The sequence below is a fragment of the Cohnella hongkongensis genome (assembly GCF_042654645.1).
GTDB lineage: Bacteria > Bacillota > Bacilli > Paenibacillales > Paenibacillaceae > Cohnella > Cohnella hongkongensis.
In genome coordinates this window covers 1-25882 of the sequence record NZ_JBHSEP010000003.1, presented here as the reverse complement: position 1 = coordinate 25882, position 25882 = coordinate 1, and the positions used below count along the sequence as shown (strand labels likewise).

Here is a 25882-nt window from a genome sequence, read left to right as displayed (position 1 = left end):
ACAAATCTTCGCTTTACTCTTTTAACAAGTCCTTCGCCAGACGGACAACATGCCCGACGGAGAAGCCGAAATACTCCATCACCTCGCCGCCCGGTCCCGAAGCGCCGAACGTGTCGATCGACAACACCTGGCCGCTTGGGCCGGCGTAGCGATCCCAGCCGAGCGCGATGCCGGCTTCGATCGCAATCCGTTTCGTGACGGAGCGAGGCAGCACGCTTTCCTTGTACGCCTCGGACTGACGCTCGAACAGCTCTCTGCCCGGCATCGCCACGACGCGCACGGACCGGCCGTCCTTCTCCAGCTCGGCTTTGGCGTTCACGGCCAAGGATACCTCGGAGCCGGTCGCGATAAGCAGGAGCTCGGGCTTGGCGTTTGTCTCCGTCAGGACGTAGGCTCCCTTGGCGACGCTGTCCTTATTCGCCTTCGTTTCTTCGAAGAGCGGCAGATTTTGTCGGCTCAGCACGAGAGCGACTGGGCCTTCCTTCTGCTCCAGCGCATACGCCCATGCGCTTGCCGTCTCGTTGGCGTCGCTCGGACGGATGACGGTAAGTCCCGGAATCGTGCGCAGAGCGGCCAGATGCTCGACCGGCTCGTGCGTCGGCCCGTCCTCCCCGACGGCGATGGAATCGTGGGTGAAGACATAGACGACCGGCAGCTTCTGCAGCGCGGCGAGACGAATCGAAGGGCGCAAATAATCGCAGAAGACGAAGAACGTGCTGACGAAGGGCTTCACTCCGCCGTGCAGCGCCATGCCGTTGCCGGCCGCGCCCATCGCATGCTCGCGAACGCCGAAGTAGACGTTGCGGCCCGCATAAGAATCGACGGCGAACTTGCTCTCGCCTTTCATGTCCGTCATCGTCGAGTGGGACAGATCCGCGCTGCCTCCGAACAAGGACGGCACGCTCTTCACGTAGTGATTAATCGCTTCGCCGCTGGCGACGCGGGTCGATACCGATTTTCCGGCGTCGAACGTCAAAATGTCGGAGGACGCAATGGCGACGGTGCCGTCGATCGCTTGAGCCAGCTCTTGCCCCAGGGAAGGATGCTGTGTCTTGTATGCGGCCAGCAGCCTGTTCCATTCCTCCTCCTTCGCGGCGCCCGCCTGCTTGAGCCTGTCAAAATGGGCCTTGACCTCGGCCGGAACCGTGAATTCTTCCTCGTAAGGCCAGCGGTACGCCGCTTTCGTCGCCTTGGCCTCCTCCTTGCCGAGCGGGTTGCCGTGCACCTTGTTCGTTCCCGCCGCCTTGCTGCCGTAGCCGATAATCGTGCGAACCTCGATCAGCGTCGGCTGCTCCTCGTTCCCCTTGGCAGCCGCGATCGCCTCGCCGATCTTGGAGATATCGTTGCCGTCTTCGACGCGCAAATACTGCCAGTTGACCGACTCCGCCCGCTGGCGAATGTTCTCGCCGAAAGACAGGCTGAGGTCGCCGTCCAGGGAGATATCGTTGGAATCGTAGAGCACGATCAGCTTGCCAAGCTTCATATGGCCGGCCATCGACATCGCCTCGTAGGAGATTCCCTCCATCAGACAGCCGTCGCCGACAAGCGCGTAAGTATGATGGTCGACGACCGGGAAGCCGTCCCGGTTGAACTTCGCCGCCAGGTGAGCCTCGGCCATCGCCATGCCGACCGCCATCGCGATCCCTTGACCAAGCGGTCCCGTCGTCGCGTCGACGCCGTCCGTGTGGCCGTATTCCGGATGGCCCGGCGTTCGGCTGTTCAGCTTGCGGAATTGCTTCAGATCGTCGATCGTCACGCGGTATCCGGACAGGTGCAGCAGGCTGTACAACAGCGCCGAGCCGTGGCCGGCCGACAGGACGAAGCGGTCGCGATTAAACCACTTGGCGTTGCCGGGGTTGTGATTAAAATGCGAGGACCAGAGCGTGTAGGCCATCGGCGCGGCTCCCATCGGCAGTCCCGGGTGTCCGGAGTTGGCAGCGTTGATCGCGTCGATGGACAGCGTGCGAATCGTGTCGATAGCGAGTTGTTCAATAGTTTGCGTTGTAGGCATACTGTTCTCCTTTTTCGCTTATAGTTTCAGGCTCTTCGTCGAACCACCAGCGATAGCCGTCCCGCGCGAGCAGCTCGGCGGCTTCGGCCGGTCCGTAAGAGCCGGCAGCGTAAGGGCGCAAGGGCGCCAAATCGTCGGCGAACGCGTCGAGGATCGGCTGCACCCACTGCCAGCTTAGCTCGACCTCGTCCCAATGGGCGAAGAAGGTGCCGTCTCCGCGCAGCGCGTCGTGTATCAGATTTTCGTACGCCTCGGGAACGTTGTCCTGGGCGCCGTGAAGCTCGACGCGAAGCGGCTTGAATTCGCCGTCCTCCTTCGTATTGAGCTGCAGCGTGATGCCTTCCTTCGGGCCGATCTCGAAGACGAGCAAATTGGGCGCGCCGCGCTCTTCTCCCGAAGGAGAGGACGACTGCAGCGGCTCCTTGAATTCGACGACGATGCGCGTGCTTTTTTCCTTCATCCTCTTTCCTGTGCGAATGTAGAAAGGAACTCCGCGCCAGTAGATGTCGTCGATCTCCAGCTTGGCGGCGACGAACGTATCGTTCATCGAGCCGGGGGCGATGCCCGGCTCGGACAGGTAGCCGGCGACCGGCTTGCCGGAAATGGCGCCTGCCGCATACTGGCCGCGAACGACTTTGGCCGCGACATCCTGCTTCTGCAGCGGCACGACGGCTTGCATCACCTTTTTCTTCTTAAAGCGCACCTGCTCGGAGCTGCTTTCGTGGGGCAAATGGATCGCCGCCATCATGAGCAGCTGCAGCATATGATTCTGGAACATGTCCCGAACGGCGCCGACATGATCGTAATAGCCGGCGCGCTCTTCGACGCCGACCGTCTCGCTGGCCGTAATCTGGACGTTGGCGATGTAACGGTTCGTCCAGAGCGCCTGGATGGCCGGATTGGCCTGCTGCAGCGCCCCCATCTTCTGAACCATCGGCTTGCCGAGGTAGTGGTCGATGCGGAAGATTTCCTCTTCGGCGAACGTCTGGCTCAGCTTGCGGTTCAGCTCGCGGGCCGACGCCAGGTCGTGCCCGAACGGCTTCTCGATGACGAGACGCTTCCATCCGCGCTCGGAGCCCAGTCCGCTCTCCAAAATATGAGCCGCGATCGTCTCGAAAAAGTCGGGGCCGACCGACAAGTAAAACAATCGGTTCGGCGGGGCGCCAAGCGCTTCCTCCCGCTCTTCGACGCGCTTCAGCAAGCTGGCGTAGTCCTCCTTGCGCCCGATGTCCAGCACGCTGTAGCGGAACATGCGCACGAAGCGCTGCAGCGAATCACCATCCTCCGCCTCGCGCCGGGAAAATTGACGAACGGACTGCTCGACGTTGGCCCGAAAAGATTCGTCGGTCCATTCCCTTCTTCCGAGGCCGAACAAGGAGAACGACTGCGGCAGCTTGCCGTCGACGAACAAATTATACAAAGCAGGGTATATTTTTCTTTTCGCCAAATCCCCTGTCGCTCCGAACAGAACAAATGTCGTAGGCTCCATCTTCTCCTGCTCCTCCCACCATGCGCGATAAAGCGCCAGTCTGGTAACTATTGCGTAGTTTCACTATAATACGAATAGAAGCCATATAAGTAATTAATATATTTTACAGGAGCTATAAACCATGTCTATAACAAACAATTACGAGCTATATAAGGTGTTCTATTGGGCGGCAAAGACGGGCAGTCTGAGCCAGGCGGCCAAGGCGCTGTATTTGACTCAGCCGAGCGTCAGCCACGCCATCAAGCAGCTGGAGACGAGCTTCGGCATCAGCTTGTTTTATCGGACCGCCAAAGGGGTCGAGCTGACGCAGGAGGGCGCCATCTTGTATTCTTACATCGAGCAGTCGCACATCTTCATCTCTCTCGCCGAAGAACAAATGGCCGCCCTCAAAAATCTGGAAAGCGGCGAGCTGAGAATCGGCGGCAGCGATTCGCTGTTCAAGCATTATCTGCTTCCTTATCTGGAGGACTTTCACGCGCGGTATCCAGGGGTCCGCCTCCATCTGAATCACGGGACGACCCCGGAGGTGATCGCTTTCCTGAAGGAAGGGAGAATCGATCTGGGCGTCGTGCGCATGCCGATCGTCGATCCGCAGCTGGAGGTGCGGGAGAGCTTCAGCCTGCAGGACTGCTTCGTCGCAGGCGCGCGCTATGCGGAGCTTAAAGGGAAGCTGCTGACGCCGGACATGCTGCTCGAGCAGTCGATCATCCTGTTCTCCCGCAACAGCCGGGCGCGGATGACGATCACCGAAATCTTCCAAAGCTACGGATACGCGATCAAGCCGGAGATTGAAGTCGGCAGCGTGGATCTGCTGATCGAATTCGCCCGTAGAGGTCTCGGCATCTCCTTCGTGACCCGAGAGTTCGTGTCGAAGGAGCTCGAGGAGGGTTCGCTGTTCGAGATCGCGCTGGACCTCCCGATTCCTCCCTCCCGGGTCGGCATCATGACGAAACGAAACATGCCGCTGTCCAGCGCGGCCGCCCGATTCATGGAATTGATCGGATGACGAGCGAAACCTACGGTTGTCAATACGGGACGAGTTGCGATACGATGATAGAAAAAAAGTGGAGAACTCCGGAGGTAGAATGGAACAATTCGTACTATGGCTGAAATACTTGTTTCTCGGCGTCGTTCAAGGGGCGACCGAGCCGATTCCGGTCTCTTCCAGCGGCCATCTCATCGTTGCGCAGAAGCTGCTCGGATTGAAGCAGAACGGTCTTAGCTTTGAAATTTTGACGAACACGGCGTCTTTGATCGCGATTTGCTTTATTTATCGCCGGGAGATCGGCAAGCTCATCTCAGGAGCCGGCCGCTTTCTGCTCACACGCAAGGCGGAATACAAGCCGGACTTTATGTTCTGCCTGTACATCGTCATCGGCACGGTGCCGGCCGGCATTGCTGCCTTGCTGTTCAAGGATCAGATCGAGGAGATTTTCACTTCGGTGCATACCGTATCGATTACGCTGCTGGTGACGGGAGTCGCCCTGTGGCTCATCCGCAATCTGCGCGGCCGCAAGCTGGACGGAGATCTGTCGGTCAAGGACTCGCTCCTGGTCGGTCTGGCCCAAGCGTTCGCGCTGATTCCCGGCATCAGCCGTTCCGGCGCGACCGTCATCGCGTCGATCGCCGTCGGGATGAAGCAGGAGACGGCGCTGAAATTTTCCTTTATGCTCTATATACCCGCCAGCTTGGGCGGCGTCGTTCTCGGCGCATCCGACATCGCCGGCGATCCGAACCGCGCCCAGCTCGCGATTCCTTACCTGATCGCCTTCCTGACGACGCTGGTCGTCACTTACTTCTCGATGAGATGGTTTATGGGAATGATGGCTAGAGGCAATCTGAAATACTTTGCCTACTACTGCTTCGCCGCCGGCATTTTAATGCTTCTCTTCCTATCGTAAATTCCGATCTTCAACGACAAGGGGCTGCCCGGAAGTCTACTCGACTCCGGACAGCCCCTTCTTGGTTCACTTGGGCTGAATATAGCCCTCGGCTTTCAGCAGCTCGGCGATCAGCACCGCGCCGCCCGCTGCGCCGCGCAGCGTATTGTGCGACAGGCCGACGAATTTGTAGTCGTAGAGGGCGTCTTCGCGAAGACGCCCCGCCGACACGCCCATGCCGCGTTCGATATCGCGGTCCAGGTTCGTCTGCGGTCTGTTCTCTTCTTCGAAATACGTAATGAACTGCTTCGGCGCGCTCGGCAGGTCCAGCTGCTGCGGACGTCCCCGGTACTCGCGCCAGCGGTTCAAAATCTCTTCCTTCTCCGGCTTGTTCTCGAACGACACGAACACGGTCGCAAGATGGCCGTCGGTCACCGGAACGCGGATGCACTGCGTCGTAATGAGGGGAGCGCTCGCCTTGACGATCTGTCCGTCTTGGACGCTGCCCCAGATGCGCAGCGGCTCCTGCTCGCTTTTCTCTTCCTCACCGCCGATATAAGGAATGACGTTATCGATCATTTCGGGCCAGTCGGAGAAGTTTTTGCCTGCGCCGGAGATCGCCTGGTACGTCGAGGCGACGACCTTCGTCGGCTTGAATTCCTGCAGCGCGTGAAGCATCGGCACATAGCTCTGGATGGAGCAGTTCGGCTTTACGGCGATGAAGCCGGTCTCCGTGCCGAGCCGCTTCCGCTGCGCGGCGATCACGTCCAGATGGTCCGGATTGATCTCCGGGATGACCATCGGCACGTCCGGCGTCCAGCGGTGCGCCGAGTTGTTGGAGACGACGGGCGTCCCCGTCTTGGCATAGGCTTCCTCCAGCGCCTGAATTTCATTCTTCTTCATATCGACCGCGCAGAAAATAAAGTCGACCTGGGCGGCGACCTCCTCCACCCGGGAAGCGTCCTGAACGACAATGCCCTTCACCGCTTGCGGGATCGCGCCCTCCAGCTTCCACCTGCCCTGAACGGATTGCTCGTACGTCTTGCCCGCCGAGCTCGCGCTGGCCGCGATCGCCGTCACTTCAAACCACGGATGGCCGTCGAGCAATTGAACGAATCGCTGGCCGACCATCCCCGTTCCTCCGACAATACCGACTTTTAGTTTATTCGACATCGTTATCCCAGTCCTTTCATCCTGACCTGTAAATCGGGTGCTTAACCTATTAACTATTCATGCCGTCCGTATTGGTGCGCCGACTCCGCAGAGACCGGCTCCGGCCTCCAACAAAAAAATCCCACCCCCAAGACATTAGCCTTAGGGACGAGATTGTCGCTCGCGGTACCACCCTGGATTCGCCGATATGTCGCCATATCCGCCTCTTCAAGTACGGCATTGCCGAGCAATGCTTATACTCTAGCTCTGTAACAGGAGCTCCTGTCGCGCCACCCCTTCGCGGTCGAAGTTCCGGCGTGCTGCTCAGAGTCTTTTTTCGATAAAGTCTTCTTTACTCCTTCCCAGCCTCCGGAGCTCTCTGCGAAAGAACGGCTTTACCTACTCTTCTCTTCGTCGCATTTGTTATTGCGACTATATTATCAAATAACGCCCCTCAGGTAAAGCTATTTTTTCTTCCGCCGCCCCGGCATAAACGGCTCACGCCGTCCTTGAGATCGGCAGAACAACGTTTTCAGGGCGGAGCTGATTCAGATCGGGACCCGCGCTAAGCGCGGGCTGCGGCCCATTAAGGCGATTTGACGACAATTTTCCGGATGCTGTCACCGGACAGATGGAATCGGGCCTCCAGCTCGGCGACCGTCATCCCGCCCGCGTACAGCCGGCATATTTCCTTGTTGCGCTCCGCCAGCAGCTTCCTCGTTCCGCTGACCTCCCCCCATCGGGCGCGCCGTTCGTTCGGCTTGGGGACGTAGATCAGCTCGCCGCCGACGTAGTTTTGCAGCTCCTGAAGCAAGCTAGGGGGAAGCACATCTCTCCCGTTTTTGTAGATCAAGTTGGCCCTCCTTCGTATCGAGCATGCGGTCGATGGACACGATCCGTTGCGCGTCTGCCTTTACCATGAATCTACGCCTCCTTCCGGGCTTGGGGTTGTCGAGACGACAAAATGACGAGCCTAGCGCTCGCGCTTCCAGTATATTGAAAGTTGCCTGTTTGCACAACGATGAAAAAGGAGGCCTCGCGGCCTCCTCCCTAAGCGGCGCTCTCCGACTACGCGGAGATCACCTCAGGATGGCAGATCAATTCGATCATCTCCTTTCCCGCAAATTCGTCAGGCCCGACACCTTTATTGTACGACCGAACGCCAGCGGACAAAAGAGAATAAACGGCTATAACCAAACTTTACAAATGGCGGAGAACGCTCCTGCATCCTCGCGGACAATTGTACGGACGGGTACGGGCGGGTAGTACTAATACGGACGTACGGACTGGTACGGACTGGCACGGGCTGGTAAGGGCTAAATGCGGACTGCAGAGAAGGCCTGGACCCCTTCGCGGACAAGACACGGCGGGCCGTCACGAGCGGCCGCGCCCGGGGTTCCGGTAAGCTCGTTCGTGATAGCGCGTAATCGCCTTGAACAGCTCCCGGCCGTCGTCCGGCAGCGGGGACGCCGGATCGAAGCTGAGCGCCATCGCCCGATACGTCTCGGGCACCCAGACATAGGCGTGCACGTAGTCCGTCAGCCGAAAGCCCGCGTTTGTCCAGAAACGGATGCGCCCGGCGTTCTCCTCCGTCTCCTCGGCTTCGACTTCGATGACGATGCCGCGGCAATCCGGCTTCGCAGCAAGCGCCCAATTCCGCAGCTGCCCGATGCAGCGGCTCCCGACGCCTCTGCCCCGCCAGACGCGCCCGACGGCCAGATAATCGACAATCAGCGCGCCGGAGCGGTCGTCGAATGCCGTCAGCGCCATCGCTGCGGCCGCGCCTTGCTCGCGCCACACATGCAGAGCGCACAAGCCCCGTTCGAACATGCGCCGGACGATCGCTTCGCTCTTCCGCCCATGCCGGGGAAACGCCTCCCGGTAGATGACATCCGCCTCCGCCCACATCGCCTCATCCCAACGGTCCGTCGCACAGTGCTCCATACGCCTGTCTTCTCCAATCGTCCTGGTGTCGGTTACTTTAATGTCTTGGCGCCCACAGCATGATCGATACGCCGACGATACAGATCGCGGCGCCCATCCAATCGTACAGATCGGGCGTCTTCTTGTCGACGAACCAGCCCCACAGCACGGCCAATACGATAAACACGCCCCCGTAAGCCGCATACACGCGGCCGAACGACGGAAAGCTCTGCAGCGTCGGAATAATTCCGTACAGCACCAGAATAATGCCGCCCGCTATGCCGTACCAGTAGGGCTTCGATTCCCGCAGCCACAGCCATACCAGATAACCCCCGCCGATCTCGGCCAGGCCGGCCAGCACGAAAATCGCTATCGACAATGCCACAATGGCGCCCCTTCCTCGTCCAGAAAATAAGTCGTTCGGCCAACGCCGACTCGCGGAGGCTGTCCCCCTTCCGGGAAACAGCCTCCTGTTCGTCTTATTTTACCACTTCGAAGGGCTTCCTGTCCTCCCCGCGCCGCCAACGGGCGAAGGAAGCGGCTTCCTCCGGTTCCGTTCGCGGACGCCGAATAAGATTCCTAGCCGTCGGCCACTCACGCGTATTTCGCGCGGGCGATCCGCGTCGCTTCGACCATGTTGCGCAGCGAGGCGACGGTCTCTTCACGGCCTCTCGTCTTCAAGCCGCAGTCGGGATTGATCCAGAACAGCTGAGGATCGAGCACGCGCAGGGCGCGATCGATCATGCCGCTCATCTCCTCCACGTCCGGCACGCGCGGGCTGTGAATATCGTAGACGCCCAGCCCGATGCCAAGCTTGTAAGTGTTCTCCTCGAAGCTGTGAATGAGCTCGCCGTGGCTGCGTGACGTCTCGATCGAGATGACGTCCGCGTCCATCGCCTTGATCGAATCGATCATGTCGTGGAACTCGCAGTAGCACATGTGCGTATGGATTTGCGTCGTGTCCCGCACCGTACATGTCGTCATGCGGAACGCCTTGACGGCCCAGGTCAAATAATCGGCCTGGTCCTGCTCCTTCAGCGGCAGTCCTTCGCGCACGGCCGGCTCGTCGACTTGAATCATTCCGATGCCCGCCCGCTCCAGCGCCTCCACTTCCTGTCTGAGCGCATAGGCGAGCTGGTAAGCGATCCGCTCGCGCGGAATGTCGTCGCGGACGAACGACCAGTTCATAATCGTAATCGGTCCGGTCAGCATCCCTTTGACGGGACGGGACGTCCGCGATTGCGCGTATTTCGTCTCCTCGACGGTCATCGCCCGTTCGAACGCGACGTCGCCGTAGATGACCGGAGGCTTCACGCATCGGGAGCCGTAGGACTGCACCCAGCCGTTCTGCGTGAAGGCGAAGCCCGCGAGCTTCTCGCCGAAAAATTCGACCATGTCGGTCCGCTCGAATTCGCCGTGAACGAGCACGTCCAGCCCGATCTCCTCCTGCAGCTTGATCCACAGATCGATCTGCTCGCGAATAAAGGCGGCGTAACGCTCTCCGTCCCATTCGCCCTTGCGCCAGAGCTGGCGGGCTTTACGCACCTCCGCCGACTGCGGGAAGCTGCCGATCGTCGTCGTCGGGAAGAGCGGCTGCCGCCACTTCTCCTGCTGCGCGATTCGGCGTTCGGAGAACGGTCGGCTGCGCGCGGGCTCCTGCGCGCTCAGCTTGGCGACCGCCTGCTGCACGTCCGCGCGGTTGCGCTCGGCCGACTGCCTCAGCTTCTGGACGTCGCGCTCGCTGCGCTCCGCATCGTCTGCGATCGCCGCTCTGCCAGACGATGCGGCCCGGGTCAGCAGCGCGAGCTCCTCCAGCTTCTCGTCCGCGAACGCCAGCGCCCCCTTCAGCTCCGCGGGCAGCTTCTTCTCGCTAGCCACCGTGACCGGGACGTGCAGCAGACTGCAGGACGACTGGACGATCAGCCGGTCGGATTCGACATGACGGCCGAGCTCCTCCAGCACGTCCAGCTTCTCGCCGAGCGGCGCTTTCCAGATGCCGCGCCCGTCGATCAAGCCCGCGCCCAGCACCTTGTCCGCCGGGAAGCCATGCTTGCGAACGGCAGCCAAGTTGCCCGACAGACCGTGAACGAAGTCCAGACCGATTCCTCTGACAGGCAGATTCACGATGTCGGCGTAGCGATCGACCGATTCAAAATACGTCTGGAGCATGACATTCAGCTCGGGCACCGCCGCGGCGATCGTCCCGTAGATCGTTTGCAGTCTTCGAACGTCCTCGTCGCCGATTCGAGTGACGACGATCGGTTCGTCGATCTGAACCCAGCGCGCTCCTTCAAGCGCCAATTCCCGCAGCGCCCGGACGTAGAGAGGCAGCAGGCGCTCGAGCCAGGCGTCCGTCTCCGCCTTGTCGTAGCCTTTGGCCAGCTTCAGGAAGGTTAGCGGCCCGAGCAGCACCGGCTTGCCGTCGATGCCCAGCTTCTCCTTCGCTTCCCGATACGCCAGCAGCGGCTTGTTTTCCGTCAGCGCCGGCTCGGTCCCGTCCAGCTCCGGGACGATGTAGTGGTAGTTCGTGTTAAACCACTTCGTCATTTCGCTGGCGGCCGCTTCCTTCGTTCCTCTGGCGATGCCGTAATAGACGGACAGAGGAACCGCGCCGCCCTCGTACCGAAACCGCTTCGGGACGATGCCGAACATCGCCGCCGTGTCCAGCACGTGGTCGTAGAGGCTGAAGTCGTTGACCGGTATCAGGTCGATGCCCTTTTCCTTCTGCTTGCGCAGATGGGTCAACCGGATCTCCCGCAGCCGATCCAGAAACTCCGCTTCCTCCAGCTTGCCCGCCCAGAACGCCTCGAGCGCCTTTTTCCATTCCCGATCCGCGCCGATCCGCGGGTAACCCAATAGACTGCTTTGCGCCATCTCGTAACACTCCTATACAAGTTGTTACGAAGAAGATAACACGGGTTTTCGGGTATAGTGTAACTCGCATATCCTATATCCAGTTATAGCCTGTAGCTATACCGAACGATTCAAGGCGCAATCGCCCGCTCGAGCGCTTCGATGTAGGCCGTTCCGAGCTTGGAGAGCGCCACGTTGCGATGCGAAATCCAGCCGACGTTGATCGTCTCGTTGCAGTCCAGCGGCACGGGAATTATCTCGTTCCCGTTCAAATCCGCGCTCAGCACGCCGGTCGAGATCGTATAGCCGTTCAGTCCGATCAGCAGGTTGAACAGCGTTGCGCGGTCGCTGACGCGGATGCTCTTTTTGCGGGACAGCGTGCTCAGAATCTCTTCGGCAAAATGAAAGGAATTGTACTCGCCCTGATCGAAGGACAAATACGGATATTCCTGCAGCTGTTCGATCGTCACGATGGCGTGCTTGGCCAGCGGATTATGAATGCTGATGAAAATATGCGGCTTGGCCGTAAACAGGCTGGTAAACTGCAGATTGGCGCTTCTCAGCAGCTTGTTGATGACTTTCCCGTTGAATTCGTTGACGTAGAGAATGCCGATCTCGCTGCGCAGCGTGCGGACGTCCTCGATAATTTCATAGGTTTTCGTCTCGCGCAGCGTCAGCTCGTACTCGTCCTGGCCGTATTCCCGGACGAGGCTGACGAACGCGTTCACCGCGAAGGCGTAATGCTGGGTCGATACGGAGAAGTGCTGCGGCGAAGGCTTGGCGTTCAAATACCGGCTCTCGAGCAGCTCCGCCTGCTCGACGACCTGGCGGGCGTAGCTGAGAAACTCGACGCCCTCCTTGGAGAGCGAGATGCCTTTGTTCGACCGGTCGAAGATGGCGATCTGCAGCTCCTCCTCCAAGTCCTTAATCGCGTTGGACAGACTCGGCTGGGAGATAAACAGGCGCTTGGCCGCTTCGTTGATGGAGCCTCGATTGGCGACCTCGATCACGTATTTCAGCTGCTGCAGCGTCAAGGGATCCTCTCCTCATCTAGCGATCGCGTCTTTTACTCTATATTATACGCGAAGGCGGCAGCCAAAAGATATCCTCCGGCCGCCAGCCCGTCGCCGCATCGCCTTAGATTCCCAGCTTCTGCCCTTTCTCCAGCCGGCGGATCTGCCTTTCGCCTTCGTCGGCCAGCTCGCGGAACTGTCCGATCGTATCCCGCATGCGGGGCAGCGCTTCCTGCTTGTAGGCGCTGATCGAGTCGAGCGCCTCCAGCACGTCGGCGAACGCCTGCTTCAGCGTCTCGACCGATACGCTCGTCTCCAGCGCCTGCCGGTGGATCGCCGCGCCCTGCTCCTTCAGCATGCGGGAGGTGCCGGCGATCAAGTCGTTGGTCGTCTGATTCAGCAGCTCGATCTTCTTCAGGACGATCCGCTGGTTGAACAAGGCGCTCGCCACCGTGACGGAAATTCGCAGCGCGGAGATCGTCACGTTCTTCGCCCTGTCCACGCCGCGAATAAGCTCCTTGTTGTTGCGGATGACGACTTCGATCGCCATAATGCCCTGCTGGTTGACGACAAGCATCTGCTGCAGATCCATCACCCGCTGGCGGAGCGGGAACAGCACCTCCTCGGTTATGAAGCGGATTTTGTCGGGATCTTCTCCGCGCTGCCTCGCCGCTTCGATCTGCGCTTCGATCGATTCGTCCATCAGCGTGCCGAGCTGGATCTCCTTTTGCAGCTTCTTCGTCAGCTCGCGCAGCGACTGCTGCTCCAGCTCCAAGGTCGTATTGTCGTTCTTGAGCGTCGCTTTTCCCTTGTCGAGGGAGACGACGATATCCGCGATCACGCCGTCCGCTTTCTGATATTTCAGGAAATAGGCGCGCAGCGGATTAAACAGCTTGCCCAGCAAGCCGCGCTTGGCAAAGTCGACGGCGCTCGGGTCCAGATCCTTCAGCTGCGTATGAAGCTCGGCCAGCCCTTTGGCGACGAGTCCGCCCTCGTCCCCCGTCCTGGCCAGACGGCCTACCGACACCTCCAGCAGCTTGTTTTTGTCCGCGGACGACTTCATCGTGTTCAGTCCGAACCCTTCGATCGATTGCACGATCTCCTTCCGCTTCTCCAGCGACTCGACATCGAGCGCCATGATCGTCGCCACGTTGGCGTCCGCCAGCTCCTTCAGCTTGGCGACCTCCTCGGGAACGGGCTTCACCTCCTGCTCGATGACGGCCTTGATCTGATCCGGACTGGCGATTTCCATCGAGAACGACATTCGAATCCTCCTCCGAATATGGAATTACATTTGCGCGTTAAACAGATTGCCGATCTTGTACACGACATCGTCCGTATCGGCGTTAATGCTGGCCGCCTCGTTCACGCTGGAGATGCTCTGCAGCGCCTGAATGTTGGCGTTGTAGCCGATCGTATAGATGGGCACCTTGTACGCTTCGACGAGATCCTTAATGTCATTAAGCGTATAGCCTTCATTCGTCTCCCCGTCGCTCAGAACGAAAATGACTGGCTTGCTGTTCGGGTTCGCCTGAAGCTCGTCTTGCAGCATCTTCAGAGCGACGACGATGCCGTCGAACGTCGCCGTTCCGCCGCCGGACTGAAGGCTGTTGACGGCGCCGACGAACATCGACTGCTGGTTCGTGTCGTACTTGGCGATCGGCAGGTGGATCGTCACGTCGCTGGAATAGGAGACCAGGCCGATGCTGTTGTCTCTGCCGAGATACTTCTGGCCCTTCAGAAGCGATTCCTTCAGCCGGTTCAGCGGTTCTCCGTCCATGCTCCCGGACACGTCGGCGACGAAGACGGCGGCGATCGGTTTGCCGACGTTTTTCTTCTCCTTCCACAGCTTCTGAGCGGCGGCCAGCACCGAGCCGTCCGGAACGGACAGCTCCGGCGCATAAGCCTCCTGGCCGTTAAAGCCGAATTCCTCGGCGGATTTCTGATGCCGCTCCTGCAGGACGAAATCCGCGAACCGTTGCACGAGCTCAAGCTTGTCGGGCGGCAGGTCGCCCAGCGTATAGAGCGGGCTGTCGTGACGAACGCCGAACGGCGTAAACACGTAGCCGCCCTTCAAATCGGGCGCGTTGACATACGTCTGGTATTCCAGCACGAAGCCGTCCAGCATGCCGGATTTGGCCGCGTCGCGCATCTGGATCGTCGTCGAAGCGATGAACGGCACGTTCGCCTGGAACCGCTCGAACCCTTCGACCGCCTTCTGTCCGAGCAGATTCGAGCTGTCGAACGAATCGAGCGTCGTGAGCAGGAAGTTCAGCCCCGTGGAGCTGGCAAAAGGGTCAGTGTAGCCCATCGAAAACTCGTTGCCGGCGATCGCCTCCGTCACCGTCTTCACGTTCACCGCGCCGTACTTCTCGACGATGGCGTCGTGCTTCGCCTTCGCGATCACGATGCCCGGCACGTTGCCGGCCAGCCGCTCCGCGATCAGCTCCGTCTTCACGCCGCTCGCCTTCACCATCTCGCCCCACAGCTCGTTAGACGGGGTGAACGCGTCGGGAACGTACTTGCCGGAGACGATATAGTCGGTCGCCGTCCCCGACGCGATATTTCTGATCATGACCGACGCGGGCCGGCCTCCCGCTTCGATCCCCGCCCGGTTGAACTCCGAGGCCACCTCGGTCAGCCAACCGTCGACCCCGCTCCCGGACTTCTCCGTCGAGGAGAAGATTTCCACATAGAAGTCGGTCGAAGGCTCCACCGTCACCGGAAATTTGGAGATGTCCGGCAGCGCCGAGGCGACATCCGCCGGATCGAGATCGATCTGCCCCTTCACCGGCTCGGCCGTCGCCACGGCGAGGTCCGAATATAGCTTGTTCAGCCGCTTCTCGGCGTTCTCCGCGGTCAGCTCCGCCTTCGATTTTCCCAGATCGGAAGTCAGGCGTATCCCGAAATAAACCAAAGCGAATACGACGGCCAGCAAAATGAAGGACACGATAGCAAACTTGCGCGGTTTAGCCAATTTCACGCCCCCTCTTCATCTGTAGTGCCTCGTCTGCCTGATCAGCTCGTCGATCTCCTGCATGCAAGGCATCGCTTCGATATCGCCCGGCTCGAAGGCGTCCAGACGAGAGATTTCGAGCAGCAGACGGTCCAGCTTCAGCAAAATCTCCTCATTCATTCCGATTGAATATTTCACGAAGCCCAGAAGCTCCTCGCGCATTTCCGCTCTCATCCGCTGCAGCTGCTTGGGCATTCGCGCCGCTCTTCGGGAACCGGCGCTCTCGAAGTCGGCCTCGTCGAACGCCTGCAGTCGGCTGAGAACGCTTCTGACGTTGCGGTCGAACAGCGTCTCGACGTTGGCGATCGCGGAAGCGAACTTCGCGTAGCTCAGCTCTCCAGGCTGAAACCGCTGCCCGAGCACCTGAAACAGCGCTTCTCTTTTCCTTCGGAGCAGCTCCAGCTGCTCCGCCGCATGGTCCATGTCCTCTTGCAGCAGCCCGATTCGCTTGTAGCGGGCCAACGCCGCCGCGACGTCTTCCCTTGACTGAAGCGGGCGAGCGGGCGGCGATGGCGGCTTGTGCAGCGCGGCAAAGCTCGCGAACAGCAGGACGAGGATGCTGGCCAGCGGCAGCGTCACCCCGATCGCCGTCTCCAGAGCGTTCTCTCCGAACCCGATTCCGAGCAGCCCGGGCGAGAACGCCGCGACGTTGACGATCGAGACGACGACGGCAACACCTATTAGCTTGATCAGCTTCGTACGCGTCGCCCCCTCTCCAGTCCCGGCCTCCGGTCATAAAAAAAGCCGCGATTTCCGCGACAGATTGGGACAAGGGTTGTTGTCTCCGGACCTTGTTTTTATTTTTACGCGATTGGACTTCCATTTATGATGGCGTTCGCGCGCGAAAGACCGGCCCCGAGAGCCGGTCTTTCCGCTAGGATCGGACAGTCAGGCGAATCGTCCGAATCTCGAAAGGACCGAACGACAGCTTCACCGTATCCGTATGTTGGGCCAGCGCCGCGATCCGGCGCTCCATCAGATCGACTTCGTCGATCGCCTCGCACGTCATGCCCAGCGAGACGACCGCGTCGGCACGCGTCCCCGACGTCTCGTACAGACGCACAATCAGATCGCCGGAGTCCTCGGCCTTCTTGACCGCTTCCACCATGACGCGCGGCGAATCGATTCGAACGAGCGGACGCAGACTGCCGCTGCCCCGGCCTTGCCCGGCTCCGGCCGCCAGTACGGTCAGGGGCGAGTTCAGCTCGTAGCCCTTCCGATAAGTTTGCGCCGCCACGAAATCGCCTTCGTGCGGATACAGCGCGTAAACGAACCGGTGAACGGCCCGGTCGGCATTCGGGTCGGGATTGGATGGGCTGCGCAGCAGATGGATATCGAGCGTGTGGCCCAGCGCGCTGTAGCCGTATTTGGAATCGTTCAGCAGCGAGACGCCGTAGTCCGGCTGGGACAAATCGATATATTGATGCGCGCAGATTTCGTCCTTGGCGTAATCGATTCTCGTATTGCGATGAGTCGGGCGCTGCAAGTAACCGAACTGGATCTCGCAGCTGGCCTGCTCCGTGCGGACGTCAACGGGGAACGAAGCCCTCAGCATTTTGCCTGACTCCCTCCAGTCCGCCTCCGTCTCGAAGCGAACGACCCGTTCGCCCGCCTGCAAAACCATTTTTTGCGTGAGCGTCGACTCCCCGAACCGGAAGCGCTGCTCCACGACCGCCTTCGAGCCGTCTGCATAAGCGCTGATTCGCTCGCGCGCCATCGCGCCGGCGACAGCCTGGCGGTAATGGCGGTCGAAATCCCAGGCGTCCCCAAGGTCGTGATAGACGGTCAGCACGTTGGCCCGCTCCCCGTGGGCGACGATCTCTCTGCCAGCCTGCTTGTCATAGAGCGAGACGATGCTTCCGTCATCCCCGAGCTTGACGCGCAAATATTCGTTCTCGAAGCCGTCCTCCTCCGCACGAGGCGAGGCTGCTTCCGCCGAGTCTGCTGCCTGCTCCAGCGGGACCAGGCTCATCGGAGGCACCGTCACCCGGAGCGGCCGACCGTTCCAGCTGACCCATTCCCGGCGCTCCCAAGGGAGCGAATTCGCCACGACCGCTTCGCCCGGCTCGATCCCGGCCAGAGCGGCCGCCGAAGCGTAGGCTTCTCTGGTCAGCCTTTGCGTTCTTTCGTAGAGCGCCGCATAGCGTTCCAGCGATTCGTCGTATACCCTTCCGATAGACGAACCCGGCAAAATATCGTGGAACTGGTAGAGCAGCACTTCCTTCCAGATCGTCTCCAGCTCCTCCTGCGGATACTCGGAAGGCGAGCCGCCGAAGGCGATAGCAAGCGAAGCGGCGAACTCCAGCTCTCTCAGCGCTTTCTCCAGCTTGCGGTTATACCATTTGTTGCGGCCTTGAGACGTCAGCGTGCCCTGGTGCCTCTCCAGATACAGCTCGCCGCGCCACGTCTGGAAGCGCGCTTGCTCCCGTTCCAGCTTGCGGAAGAAGGCGATGGAGGGCTCCTGGACGACCGGCACGAGGCCCTGCATGTCCTTCAGGCGGTCAAGCCGCTCCAGATGCTCCTCGCCCGGACCGCCGCCGCCGTCGCCGATTCCGTACAGCATCAGGGCATGCTCGGAGACGGCGCTGTCTTCGTATTCCTTTTCGATTTTCTTCAACGACCGAGGTGCGGCCGGACTGTTGTACGTGTCCTCCGGAGGAAGATGGGCAAGCACCCTCGTTCCGTCGATTCCTTCCCACAGAAAACTGTGGTGCGGATGATCGTTATAGACGCTCCAGCTCAGCTTCTGCGTCATCATGTAATCGACGCCGGATTTCTTCAGCAGCTGGGGCAGGCTGGCGCTGTAGCCAAAAATGTCGGGCACCCACAGCACGCGCACGTCCTGGCCGAACTCCTGCTTAAAGAACCGTTTCCCGTACAGAATTTGCCGGATCAGCGCCTCGCCGCCCGTCAAGTTCGAATCGGGCTCGACCCACATCGCCCCCTGGACCTCCCAGCGGCCTTCGGCGACTTTCTCTTTAATCCGCTCGTACAGCTTCGGATAATGCTCCTTCATCCACTGGTATAGCTGCGGCTGGCTAGCCCCGAAGACGTAATCGGGATATTTCTCCATATTCCGGAGCACGGTGGAGAACGTCCTCGCCCCTTTGCGGATCGTCTCCCGAATCGGCCAGAGCCAGGCCAGATCGATATGCGCGTGTCCGACGGCGCTAACCGTCAAGTCGGGGTCCCCGCCCTTCTTGTCCAGCTCTGTCCTCAACAGCCGACGAGCGGCTCGAACCGCGTCGTCATGGATCGTTTCCAGCAGATAGGAAGCCTCGCACAGCTTGAACAGCACCCTGCTGCGGCGGGCGCTCTGCTCCGGCAGCTGCTCGGCCAGCTCGAGCAGCACCTCGTAGTCGTAATACAGTTGGCGCGTCTCCTCGTGGCAGATTGCGATGTCCGCTTCCTTCAGCGTGCCGCTGCGGTAATGGCCGAACAGATCGTTGCAGCCGGCGTCCGCCCATAGATCGACCGTTTCTCCTCCTTGGGCGCAGTCGGATACGTCCACCACCCGCTTGCCAGGAAGACCAAGCGTATAATCAAACTCCGAATTGACGTTGGTCAGCCCTTGGCTGGGCGTCCCCTCCTCGTCCACGAGGCACAACTCTCCGTTGACGTCGATCAGGAGCACGACTTTACGCCCCGCCGCGCTGGACGGAACGATGCCGACGAACCGGAACCAGGCGCAGTCCCACAGCTCGCCCCACTTGTCTCCCGGCTGCAGCGCCGCTTTCTCCCCGGACATTCTTTGTTCGAACGGCACCGGCTCCTTCGTCCTCCACGCGGTCACTTCCAGAGCCGCAATCGGACTGTAAATGCTCTTCCGTATTTTCTCCAGCGCGCTCTTCGCGCGGCCGAGCTGAATGTCCGCCGTCTCATAAGGCATCCGTCTCTCTCCTCGTCTCTAGGTGGCTTTTTCAACGAATATAGCATCTTAATTTGACATATTCAATATAAGGGAATATTTTATATCATATATGTCATTTCAGACCTAGGAGAGAGCGTCCCATGAGCAACGACCGGCAGCCGCTTTATCTTCAAATTCAAAATCATTTCAAACGCTCGATTACGGAGGGCCTGCTGAAAGAAGGCGATCAAATCCCGACCGAGCAGGAGCTGATGAAAATATTCAGCGTCAGCCGTATTACAGTGGCGAACGCGATCACGCAATTGGCCAAGCAGGGTTGGGTCTATCGGATTCCGGGGAAAGGAACCTTCGTGGGGAAAATCGCGGAGAAAAAGCCGGACGAGTCCGCTGCCGCTGAGGCGGGTTCCGACAAGGCGCCGGACGGCGCCGAAGAGGTCCCCGCTTTCGCGGAGCGGCCGCCAGCGCCTTCTCCGCCGACCAGGCGAATGATCGGCTTCGTCATCCCGTCCGTCAGCGACTTTTTCGCGCTGCGGCTCATTCGGGGAATCAACAGCGTGCTTGACGGCACCTCCTATTGCCTGAACATTGTGTTGACGAACCATTCCAAGGCGCGGGAAAAGGAAGCGATCGCGGAGCTCGTTCGGTTCGGTGCGGCCGGTCTCATCATTTTCCCGGTGGACGCCGAGGCCTATAACGAGGAAATTTTGACGCTTAAGGTGAATCGCTTTCCGTTTGTGCTCGTCGATCGCTACATGCCGGGGGTGGCAACCCACTTCGTCTGCTCGGACAGCCGCAAGGGCGCGCAGCTTGCCGTCTCCCATCTGTGGGCGCACGGGCACCGAAGCATCGCGATCTGTTCGAATTCGCCGATTCAGACGATCACCGTACAGGAACGGTTAGCGGGCTATATGGACGCTCTGAAGCTGAAAGGCTCCCTGATTAATCCGGAGCTTATTCTGACTGGGTCTAAAATGGGGGGCGGGGGCGCGGGGGAAGAAGGGCGCTCGCTTCGCCGCTTCATCGCCAGCCGGCTGGCGACGGCCTATATCGCGCTGAACTCCACGCTTGGCACGCAGATCGCCGGCATTGCCCGCGGACTGGGCCTCGATATTCCCGAGGACCTGTCCATCGTCACGTTCGACGACCCGTCTCCGGGGCTCGACGGTCAAGCGAACTTTACGCATATCGCACAGTCCGAGGAGGAGATCGGCAGACAGGCGATGCGCATCCTTCTGGACGCTCTCCGTCTCGGCAGCGGCGCCGACGATTTCCGCGAAATCATTCTGGAGCCGCAGCTTGTCGTCGGAGCCACGTCCGGCCCTTGCCCCAGACGCAGAGGATAAGCGGAAGGCGCCCGACTCAGTGCCGGCTCTGGCTGGGCCTTCGGAGCCCCGTCTTCCGGCTTGCGGGCCCGTCTTTCGACTTCGCGCCCCGCCTTCCGGCTTTCAGGCTCCGTCTTCCGACCCTCGGGCCCCGCCTTCCGGCTAGCGGAGCCCAGTCTTCCGGCTTTCGGGCCCCGTCTTCTGGCTTTCAGACTCCGTCTTCCGGCTTGCGGGACGTATTGTTTGGCGGCAATACGGGTGCCATTCCGAGGTTTCATTCCGAGGTTTCATTCCGAGGTTTCATTCCCGCGCTTCGTGCGGCTCGATATGGATGTGAATGTGCGAGATATTGTGATCGGCTTTCATTCTCTCTTCAATTCTCTCCGTGATGGCATGGCTCTCCACCACATTTAAGTATTTGTTGACGTTGATCGTCACGTCGACCAGCACGTTATTGCCGTGCACCCGCGCTTTAATGTCCCGAACGCCTTTCACGCCGGGGCTGTCGCTCACCGTCTGCCGAAGCTTGCTCAGCTCGGCCTCGTCGAAGCCGTCCGTTAAAGCGTGCGTAGCGTCCCTGAAAATGAGCCAGGCGGTTCGACAAATGATCAGCCCGACGATTACAGCCGTGAACGGATCCAGCCAGGCGATGCCGAACTGCGAGCCGACAATCCCGACGAACGCGCCTAAGCCGACGAGCGCGTCGGAGCGATTGTCCTGCGCGGCGGCCATCAGCGCCTGGCTATTGATGCGCCTGGCCAGTCGGGAATTGTAGCGATAGACGGCCAACATCGCCAAAGCGCACAGCAGCGCCGTCCAGCCGGCTACCATGCCCGGCGATTCCAGATTCGGCTCCGAGAATGCCCCAACCGCTTGGATCAGCACCTGTACGCCGACCGCCATCATAATGAACGAAGCGACCAGCGCCGCCACCGTTTCGGCGCGGAAATGCCCGTATCGATGATTCCGGTCCGGAGGCTTGCGAGATATTCTTAAGCCTACGAGAACCGCGATCGAAGCGATGATGTCCGTTGCGTTATTGAGCCCGTCCGCGAGCAGCGCCTGAGAGCCGGACGCATGGCCGACTGCCAGCTTCGCTCCCGAGAGCAGGACGTAGGCGCCGATGCTTACCCAAGCGCCCTTCTCTCCCTGTTTCAGGTCTTCATATGCCTCCATGTACGGGCCTCCCTCATCTCCACGTACTAAGCATACCGAACGAACTTCGTGTGGGTCTAGAGAAACAGTGTTGCAGCCGCTCCTAAGAGTGGAGAGAGGACAATTAAGCTTTCCGCGTCAAATTATGTTGCGATTGGGCAATATACGGCAAAACCGGCCTTCCCGGCCCGCTTTTTGCGCGTCAAAAAAGCCTCTGCGGATGGCAGAGGCTTTCGTTGACTTCCGTTTTACGAATCAAACCGATAAGTCCAAAATCTTTCCGTTCCGAACCGCTGCTGAATCTCCTCGTCGCTCAGCTGCTTCTTGCCGAGCAATTCGGCGGCTTGAAACTGGGAGCGATGCGCCTGGATCGAAGCCAGCTTGGCTTCCAAAAACGGCTTTACGTCGTTCACTATATCCGGTTGGCCGATCGCTTGCTCGTGATTGTTGGCGAACGCGATGCAGCGGACCTGCGGTCTGCTCGCTGCGGGCAGACGTCCGATCGTGCGAACGACGGCGGCTCCGGTCGCGTCGTGGTCGGGATGCACGCTGTAGCCGGGATAGAACGTATAGACCAACTCGGGCTGGAGTTCGTCCAGCAGCTCCTTGATTTTCCCGTCCAGCTGCTCCTGATCCTCGAATTCGATCGTTTTATCGTGGAAGCCCATCAGCCGCAAATCCTGTATGCCGATCGCGCGGCAGGACTTCTCCAGTTCCTGCTTGCGGACGGCCGGAAGCGTCACCCGATTGGCGAAAGGCGGCACGCCCATATTCCTTCCCATCTCCCCGAGCGTCAGACAAGCGTAGGCGATCTGCGCCCCGTCGCTTGCATGCTTCGCAAGGGTGCCGGACAGCCCGAAAGCCTCGTCGTCCGGGTGCGGCAATACGACCAATATTTGTTGACTCATCTGATGGCTCATCTCCATTCCGTCTAGAAAGGCTCCCGGCTGAGCTGCAGGGCGACGACGAGCTTGCCCTGACTGTCGTGCCCGGCCAGAATCATCCGGTCCTGTTCCGTCTCTTCGTAGTGGGTCAGTCCTTCCGAATAGATCCAGCCTTGCGCCGTCTTCAGGCCTACGCGGTACGGACCGTCGCCGGAAATCGATCCCAGGCTGTACCGGACGAGCGCGTTCGTAATGAATGTAGCCGCCGGATGCTTGGAGCTGTCGAAGTGCGCCGCATACGCGCCGCTCGTCATCTCCAGATGAATATAGAGATCCCGGTCTCTGAACCGATCAATCATCGTCTGCACAATCGATCTATCAATGAGTTGCATCTTCCTACCTCCGCTGAAAGCGTCATGGATGAACTCATTTTAACACACTGGCGTTAACCTTCAACCTTTCTAGAATCTCCCCGACCGAAAAATCGAAGAGATCAGCCATACGAGCATGAACGCCGCGACCCCCAGTCCGATTTCGACGACCGGAATTCTCCACAGCACCGTCTTGGAGTGACTGACCGCCGAGCCGACGATCAGGCCGAGCATGATGATGCTCAGAGACAGCAGCACGATGCTGAACGACAACCGATTGCCGATGCGGTCCATCTTGGCCATCAGGGCGTCTACTTGCGGCGCCGCCACCTCGATCTTCACTTTTCCCTGGCGCAGTGAACGAACAGCCTGCTTCAGCCCGGCCGGAATCTCGCTTAGCAGTTCGACGTATTCAGGGATGTCGTCGACCCATCGGCTCGCCCACCGACTCGGATCGAGGCGGTCCAGGAACAGCTTCCTTCCGAACGGCTCGGCGATGTCGAAAATGCGAAAGCCCGGATCGAGCAAAGTGACAACCCCCTCCATCGTCAGGAACGTTTTTCCGAGCAGCGTCAGCTCCCTCGGAATGGAAATCCGGTGACGCCAAGCTACGGCGAACAGATCGTGAACCGCTTCTCCGATTCGAAGCCGTTGGAACGGAACCTTATAGTATTTGTCTCTCAATTCCTCGATATCCGCCAGCAGCCGGTCGCGGTCAACCCCTTCGGGCACGATGCCCATGCGAGAGATCGCCCTTAGCACGCCCTTGGAGTTTTGGCTGCGCAGCGCGATGACGAACGAAGCGAAGCTCATCTTCATCTTCGGGGAGAGCCTGCCCATCATCCCGAAATCCAGCCAAGCCAGCGTTCCGTCCGGCTGTGCCAGCACGTTGCCCGGGTGAGGATCGCCGTGGAAAAAGCCCTCGACCAGCGCCTGCTGAAAAATCATCCGCCCATAACGCTCCGCCAGCGCCCGCCGATTCAATCCGGCTCGGTCAAGCCTTCCAAGCTCGGACAGCTTGATGCCCTCGACGTAATCCATCGTCAGCACCTTCGTCGAGCTGTACTCCCTGTACACGGCCGGAACGCGACACTTATCGACTCCCTTGTTCCGCTGCGCGAACCTCTCGGCATTTCGGGCTTCCTTCTCGTAATCCAGTTCGGCGCGCAGCGCCAGTCCCAACTCCTCGACCATGTCGGTTAGCCGATAATTCCTCGCCCATTCCAGCCGGCTCTCGGCAATTCGGGCCCAGTCCGCCAGAATGCCCAGATCGGTCTCGATCAGCCGAAGCATATTCGGCCGCTGCACCTTCACGACTACGTCCGTCCCGTCCTTCAAGCAGGCGTGATAGACCTGTCCGATCGATGCCGCCGCGATCGGCGTCTCATACAGGCGAAGAAACAAGCTGTCAACGGGCTGACCCAATTCCTGCTCGATAATCGCCGAAGCCTGATCGTAAGGAAACGCCGCCACCTGGTCTTGAAGCCGCTCCAATTCCCGGATAATATCCGCCGGAAGAAGATCGGGCCGGGAACTGGCAAGCTGGCCGAGCTTCACGAAAGTCGGCCCCAACTCCTCGAGCAGCATGCGAATCCGCTCGCCGAGGCTTTTGCCCTTAATCCCTCTTCTCTCCTCGCCCCGAAAAAACAGCAGCTTGTCCGTCAGGCCCGTATCGTGCGCCACATACCCTAACCCGTTCCGAGCCAGCGCAGAAGCGATCGAATGATATCTCCGCAGCCTGCGAATTCGTTGTCGCACATTCATGGGCCGCTCCGCCTCCCGTCAATTCCCGGCCAACCGCTGCTCCAGCACGGTCAGCCGCTGCTCGAGACGCGCCACGTCCTCCTTCGTCGCCAGAGTGCCGTCTCCCAAAAGCGCTTGAATCCGTGCTCTTACGAGCTCCTCCATCCGCGACTTCGCCTCCTCCCCTTTTCGCACCAACTCCTCGGCCAGCGATCCGGATTCCGCCTTGCTCAGCTCTCCCTTCTTCACCAACTCCTCAATCGTCTTTTCCACCTGCTCCTTCCCCGCTACCGCCAATCCCAATCCAAGAGACAACGCTTTACCGATCGTATCCTTCATGCTCCCGGCTCCTTCATCTTCATTTGTCTTCTAATTAACAGGTTGCGACAAACGACGCACTTTCATCCGAATAGTTAGCCTTTTTCCCCTCGCCTGAATCATGTGCAGCGTTCGTCGTCTCCTCTCCTGGGGCCTCTCCTTTTGTCGATCCCTAACTCGTTTTTCCCTCGCCTGAGTCATGTGCAGCACCCGCCGTCTCCTCTCCTGGGCCTCTCCTTTGCCGATCCAAACTCCTTTTTCCCCAGCCTGAGTCATGTGCAGATACCCTATTTTTTACCCCTACATACTTTTACTCCGCCTTGCCCTCCGCGCCTCACTGCTCATTCATGGTTTCTTTTTATTCCCATTTTCCCCCTTCTATCATCTCCCTACCCTTGCCACACCTCGCTACACCTAACTGCCCCTTGCTGCCCCTTGCTGCTCCTTCCGCGCCTTCTGCACGTTGCCGTTCCTTCTGCGCACCTTCGCTCCTTCTCTCCTTCTACATACCGTCGCTCCTTCTGCACTTTTTGTACTCCTTCTGTTCCTTGCTACTTGCTACTCCTATATGCACCTTCTGCACCTTGCTGCTCCTTCTGCACCTTGCTGCTCCTTCTGCGTACCTTCGCTCCTTCTGTACCTTCTGTGGATCGGCTACACTAAGTTGGACAGAAAAAATAAGGGCTTGTAGAATAAACCTATCATGCTAAGGAGCGGATCTCTACAGTGCCTAAAAAACAACGACGTACGTTTTCAACTGAATTTAAAAAACAGATGGTACAGCTCTATGAAAATGGGAAGACCAGAGCAGCAATTGTGGAGGAATATGACCTCACAGCTTCTGCTTTAGACCGCTGGATCAGCCAATCCCAGACAACGGG

General features: G+C 59.6%; 22 protein-coding genes and 1 other annotated feature. Of the genes, 5 read left to right on the top strand and 17 right to left on the bottom strand.

Translation table 11 applies throughout. The annotated features are described in order from the left end of the window. Window positions 1-13: 13 nt before the first annotated feature. Together tkt and zwf are read right to left on the bottom strand one after the other, a co-directional pair. Window positions 14-2011 (bottom strand): transketolase, encoded by a 1998-nt coding sequence (tkt, locus tag ACFO3S_RS05665; protein ID WP_378093222.1) that lies wholly within the window; start codon window positions 2009-2011, stop codon window positions 14-16. Next, complete coding sequence (gene zwf / locus ACFO3S_RS05660; RefSeq protein ID WP_378093220.1) at window positions 1989-3500, bottom strand: glucose-6-phosphate dehydrogenase; 1512 nt, start codon at window positions 3498-3500, stop codon at window positions 1989-1991. Before zwf ends, tkt begins: the two co-directional genes overlap by 23 nt. A 127-nt stretch (window positions 3501-3627) precedes the next feature. Here zwf and ACFO3S_RS05655 point away from each other — a divergent pair, with 127 nt between their 5' ends. Continuing rightward, window positions 3628-4506: a LysR family transcriptional regulator gene (locus tag ACFO3S_RS05655; protein ID WP_378093900.1), complete on the top strand. Its 879-nt coding sequence runs from the start codon at window positions 3628-3630 to the stop codon at window positions 4504-4506. A 79-nt stretch (window positions 4507-4585) separates the two neighbouring features. Further along, window positions 4586-5401: an undecaprenyl-diphosphate phosphatase gene (locus tag ACFO3S_RS05650; RefSeq protein WP_378093218.1), complete on the top strand. Its 816-nt coding sequence runs from the start codon at window positions 4586-4588 to the stop codon at window positions 5399-5401. Window positions 5402-5467: 66 nt separating this feature from the next. On the opposite strand, the gene asd is transcribed toward ACFO3S_RS05650, so the two are convergent. The 9 genes from asd to ACFO3S_RS05605 form a co-directional block, all read right to left on the bottom strand. Then, complete coding sequence (gene asd, locus ACFO3S_RS05645; RefSeq protein ID WP_378093216.1) at window positions 5468-6553, bottom strand: aspartate-semialdehyde dehydrogenase; 1086 nt, start codon at window positions 6551-6553, stop codon at window positions 5468-5470. A gap of 140 nt (window positions 6554-6693) precedes the next feature. Further along, window positions 6694-6956, bottom strand: a binding site (T-box leader). Between the two features lie 162 nt (window positions 6957-7118). Next, window positions 7119-7385: a CD3324 family protein gene (locus ACFO3S_RS05640; protein WP_378093214.1), complete on the bottom strand. Its 267-nt coding sequence runs from the start codon at window positions 7383-7385 to the stop codon at window positions 7119-7121. A 521-nt stretch (window positions 7386-7906) separates the two neighbouring features. Beyond that, complete coding sequence (locus tag ACFO3S_RS05635; RefSeq protein WP_378093212.1) at window positions 7907-8476, bottom strand: GNAT family N-acetyltransferase; 570 nt, start codon at window positions 8474-8476, stop codon at window positions 7907-7909. A 37-nt stretch (window positions 8477-8513) separates the two neighbouring features. Further along, a complete protein-coding gene (locus ACFO3S_RS05630; RefSeq protein ID WP_378093897.1) occupies window positions 8514-8834 on the bottom strand; it encodes a YnfA family protein in 321 nt (106 codons plus the stop codon). A 215-nt stretch (window positions 8835-9049) separates the two neighbouring features. Then, window positions 9050-11329, bottom strand: coding sequence for a 5-methyltetrahydropteroyltriglutamate--homocysteine S-methyltransferase (gene metE, locus ACFO3S_RS05625; RefSeq protein ID WP_378093210.1), 2280 nt, complete (start codon window positions 11327-11329; stop codon window positions 9050-9052). Between the two features lie 110 nt (window positions 11330-11439). Further along, window positions 11440-12342: a LysR family transcriptional regulator gene (locus tag ACFO3S_RS05620; RefSeq protein ID WP_378093208.1), complete on the bottom strand. Its 903-nt coding sequence runs from the start codon at window positions 12340-12342 to the stop codon at window positions 11440-11442. 103 nt (window positions 12343-12445) lie between these two features. Continuing rightward, complete coding sequence (locus tag ACFO3S_RS05615) at window positions 12446-13585, bottom strand: toxic anion resistance protein (RefSeq protein WP_378093206.1); 1140 nt, start codon at window positions 13583-13585, stop codon at window positions 12446-12448. A 24-nt stretch (window positions 13586-13609) separates the two neighbouring features. After that, entirely contained in the window at window positions 13610-15298 is a 1689-nt protein-coding gene (locus tag ACFO3S_RS05610) for a vWA domain-containing protein (RefSeq protein WP_378093205.1), read from the bottom strand. Window positions 15299-15313: 15 nt separating this feature from the next. Continuing rightward, window positions 15314-15916 (bottom strand): hypothetical protein, encoded by a 603-nt coding sequence (locus tag ACFO3S_RS05605; RefSeq protein ID WP_378093203.1) that lies wholly within the window; start codon window positions 15914-15916, stop codon window positions 15314-15316. Here ACFO3S_RS05605 and ACFO3S_RS05600 point away from each other — a divergent pair. Beyond that, window positions 15894-16166 carry a hypothetical protein gene (locus ACFO3S_RS05600; protein WP_378093201.1) on the top strand — a complete coding sequence of 91 codons (273 nt, stop codon included), beginning with the start codon at window positions 15894-15896 and terminating at the stop codon, window positions 16164-16166. The genes ACFO3S_RS05605 and ACFO3S_RS05600 overlap by 23 nt on opposite strands. A 45-nt stretch (window positions 16167-16211) precedes the next feature. Here ACFO3S_RS05600 and ACFO3S_RS05595 read toward each other — a convergent pair whose 3' ends face one another. Further along, the gene (locus ACFO3S_RS05595; protein WP_378093199.1) at window positions 16212-19226 is read right to left on the bottom strand and encodes an alpha-mannosidase; all 3015 of its coding nucleotides are present in this window, start codon (window positions 19224-19226) and stop codon (window positions 16212-16214) included. 122 nt (window positions 19227-19348) lie between these two features. Between ACFO3S_RS05595 and ACFO3S_RS05590 the strand changes: the two genes are divergently transcribed. Continuing rightward, entirely contained in the window at window positions 19349-20551 is a 1203-nt protein-coding gene (locus ACFO3S_RS05590; protein ID WP_378093197.1) for a GntR family transcriptional regulator, read from the top strand. Between the two features lie 279 nt (window positions 20552-20830). Here ACFO3S_RS05590 and ACFO3S_RS05585 read toward each other — a convergent pair whose 3' ends face one another. The 5 genes from ACFO3S_RS05585 to ACFO3S_RS05565 form a co-directional block, all read right to left on the bottom strand. Further along, complete coding sequence (locus ACFO3S_RS05585; RefSeq protein ID WP_378093195.1) at window positions 20831-21706, bottom strand: cation diffusion facilitator family transporter; 876 nt, start codon at window positions 21704-21706, stop codon at window positions 20831-20833. Window positions 21707-21933: 227 nt separating this feature from the next. Further along, window positions 21934-22593: a bacillithiol biosynthesis deacetylase BshB2 gene (gene bshB2, locus ACFO3S_RS05580; RefSeq protein ID WP_378093193.1), complete on the bottom strand. Its 660-nt coding sequence runs from the start codon at window positions 22591-22593 to the stop codon at window positions 21934-21936. 23 nt (window positions 22594-22616) lie between these two features. Further along, window positions 22617-22961 carry a YojF family protein gene (locus ACFO3S_RS05575; RefSeq protein WP_378093191.1) on the bottom strand — a complete coding sequence of 115 codons (345 nt, stop codon included), beginning with the start codon at window positions 22959-22961 and terminating at the stop codon, window positions 22617-22619. 69 nt (window positions 22962-23030) lie between these two features. Then, the gene (locus ACFO3S_RS05570) at window positions 23031-24704 is read right to left on the bottom strand and encodes an ABC1 kinase family protein (protein ID WP_378093189.1); all 1674 of its coding nucleotides are present in this window, start codon (window positions 24702-24704) and stop codon (window positions 23031-23033) included. Window positions 24705-24722: 18 nt separating this feature from the next. Then, entirely contained in the window at window positions 24723-25022 is a 300-nt protein-coding gene (locus tag ACFO3S_RS05565) for a phasin family protein (RefSeq protein ID WP_378093187.1), read from the bottom strand. A gap of 705 nt (window positions 25023-25727) precedes the next feature. Here ACFO3S_RS05565 and ACFO3S_RS05560 point away from each other — a divergent pair. After that, a partial coding sequence (locus tag ACFO3S_RS05560) for a transposase (protein ID WP_378093895.1) occupies window positions 25728-25882 on the top strand: 155 nt, incomplete at its 3' end.

Coding starts and splice junctions, on each gene's coding strand:
- tkt (WP_378093222.1), bottom strand. CDS start 2,011: ATGCCTACAACGCAAACTATTGAACAACTCGCTATCGACACGATTCGC.
- zwf (WP_378093220.1), bottom strand. CDS start 3,500: ATGGAGCCTACGACATTTGTTCTGTTCGGAGCGACAGGGGATTTGGCG.
- ACFO3S_RS05650 (WP_378093218.1), top strand. CDS start 4,586: ATGGAACAATTCGTACTATGGCTGAAATACTTGTTTCTCGGCGTCGTT.
- asd (WP_378093216.1), bottom strand. CDS start 6,553: ATGTCGAATAAACTAAAAGTCGGTATTGTCGGAGGAACGGGGATGGTC.
- ACFO3S_RS05635 (WP_378093212.1), bottom strand. CDS start 8,476: ATGGAGCACTGTGCGACGGACCGTTGGGATGAGGCGATGTGGGCGGAG.
- metE (WP_378093210.1), bottom strand. CDS start 11,329: ATGGCGCAAAGCAGTCTATTGGGTTACCCGCGGATCGGCGCGGATCGG.
- ACFO3S_RS05615 (WP_378093206.1), bottom strand. CDS start 13,585: ATGTCGTTCTCGATGGAAATCGCCAGTCCGGATCAGATCAAGGCCGTC.
- ACFO3S_RS05600 (WP_378093201.1), top strand. CDS start 15,894: ATGCTGGCCAGCGGCAGCGTCACCCCGATCGCCGTCTCCAGAGCGTTC.
- ACFO3S_RS05595 (WP_378093199.1), bottom strand. CDS start 19,226: ATGCCTTATGAGACGGCGGACATTCAGCTCGGCCGCGCGAAGAGCGCG.
- ACFO3S_RS05590 (WP_378093197.1), top strand. CDS start 19,349: ATGAGCAACGACCGGCAGCCGCTTTATCTTCAAATTCAAAATCATTTC.
- ACFO3S_RS05585 (WP_378093195.1), bottom strand. CDS start 21,706: ATGGAGGCATATGAAGACCTGAAACAGGGAGAGAAGGGCGCTTGGGTA.
- bshB2 (WP_378093193.1), bottom strand. CDS start 22,593: ATGAGTCAACAAATATTGGTCGTATTGCCGCACCCGGACGACGAGGCT.
- ACFO3S_RS05575 (WP_378093191.1), bottom strand. CDS start 22,961: ATGCAACTCATTGATAGATCGATTGTGCAGACGATGATTGATCGGTTC.
- ACFO3S_RS05570 (WP_378093189.1), bottom strand. CDS start 24,704: ATGAATGTGCGACAACGAATTCGCAGGCTGCGGAGATATCATTCGATC.
- ACFO3S_RS05565 (WP_378093187.1), bottom strand. CDS start 25,022: ATGAAGGATACGATCGGTAAAGCGTTGTCTCTTGGATTGGGATTGGCG.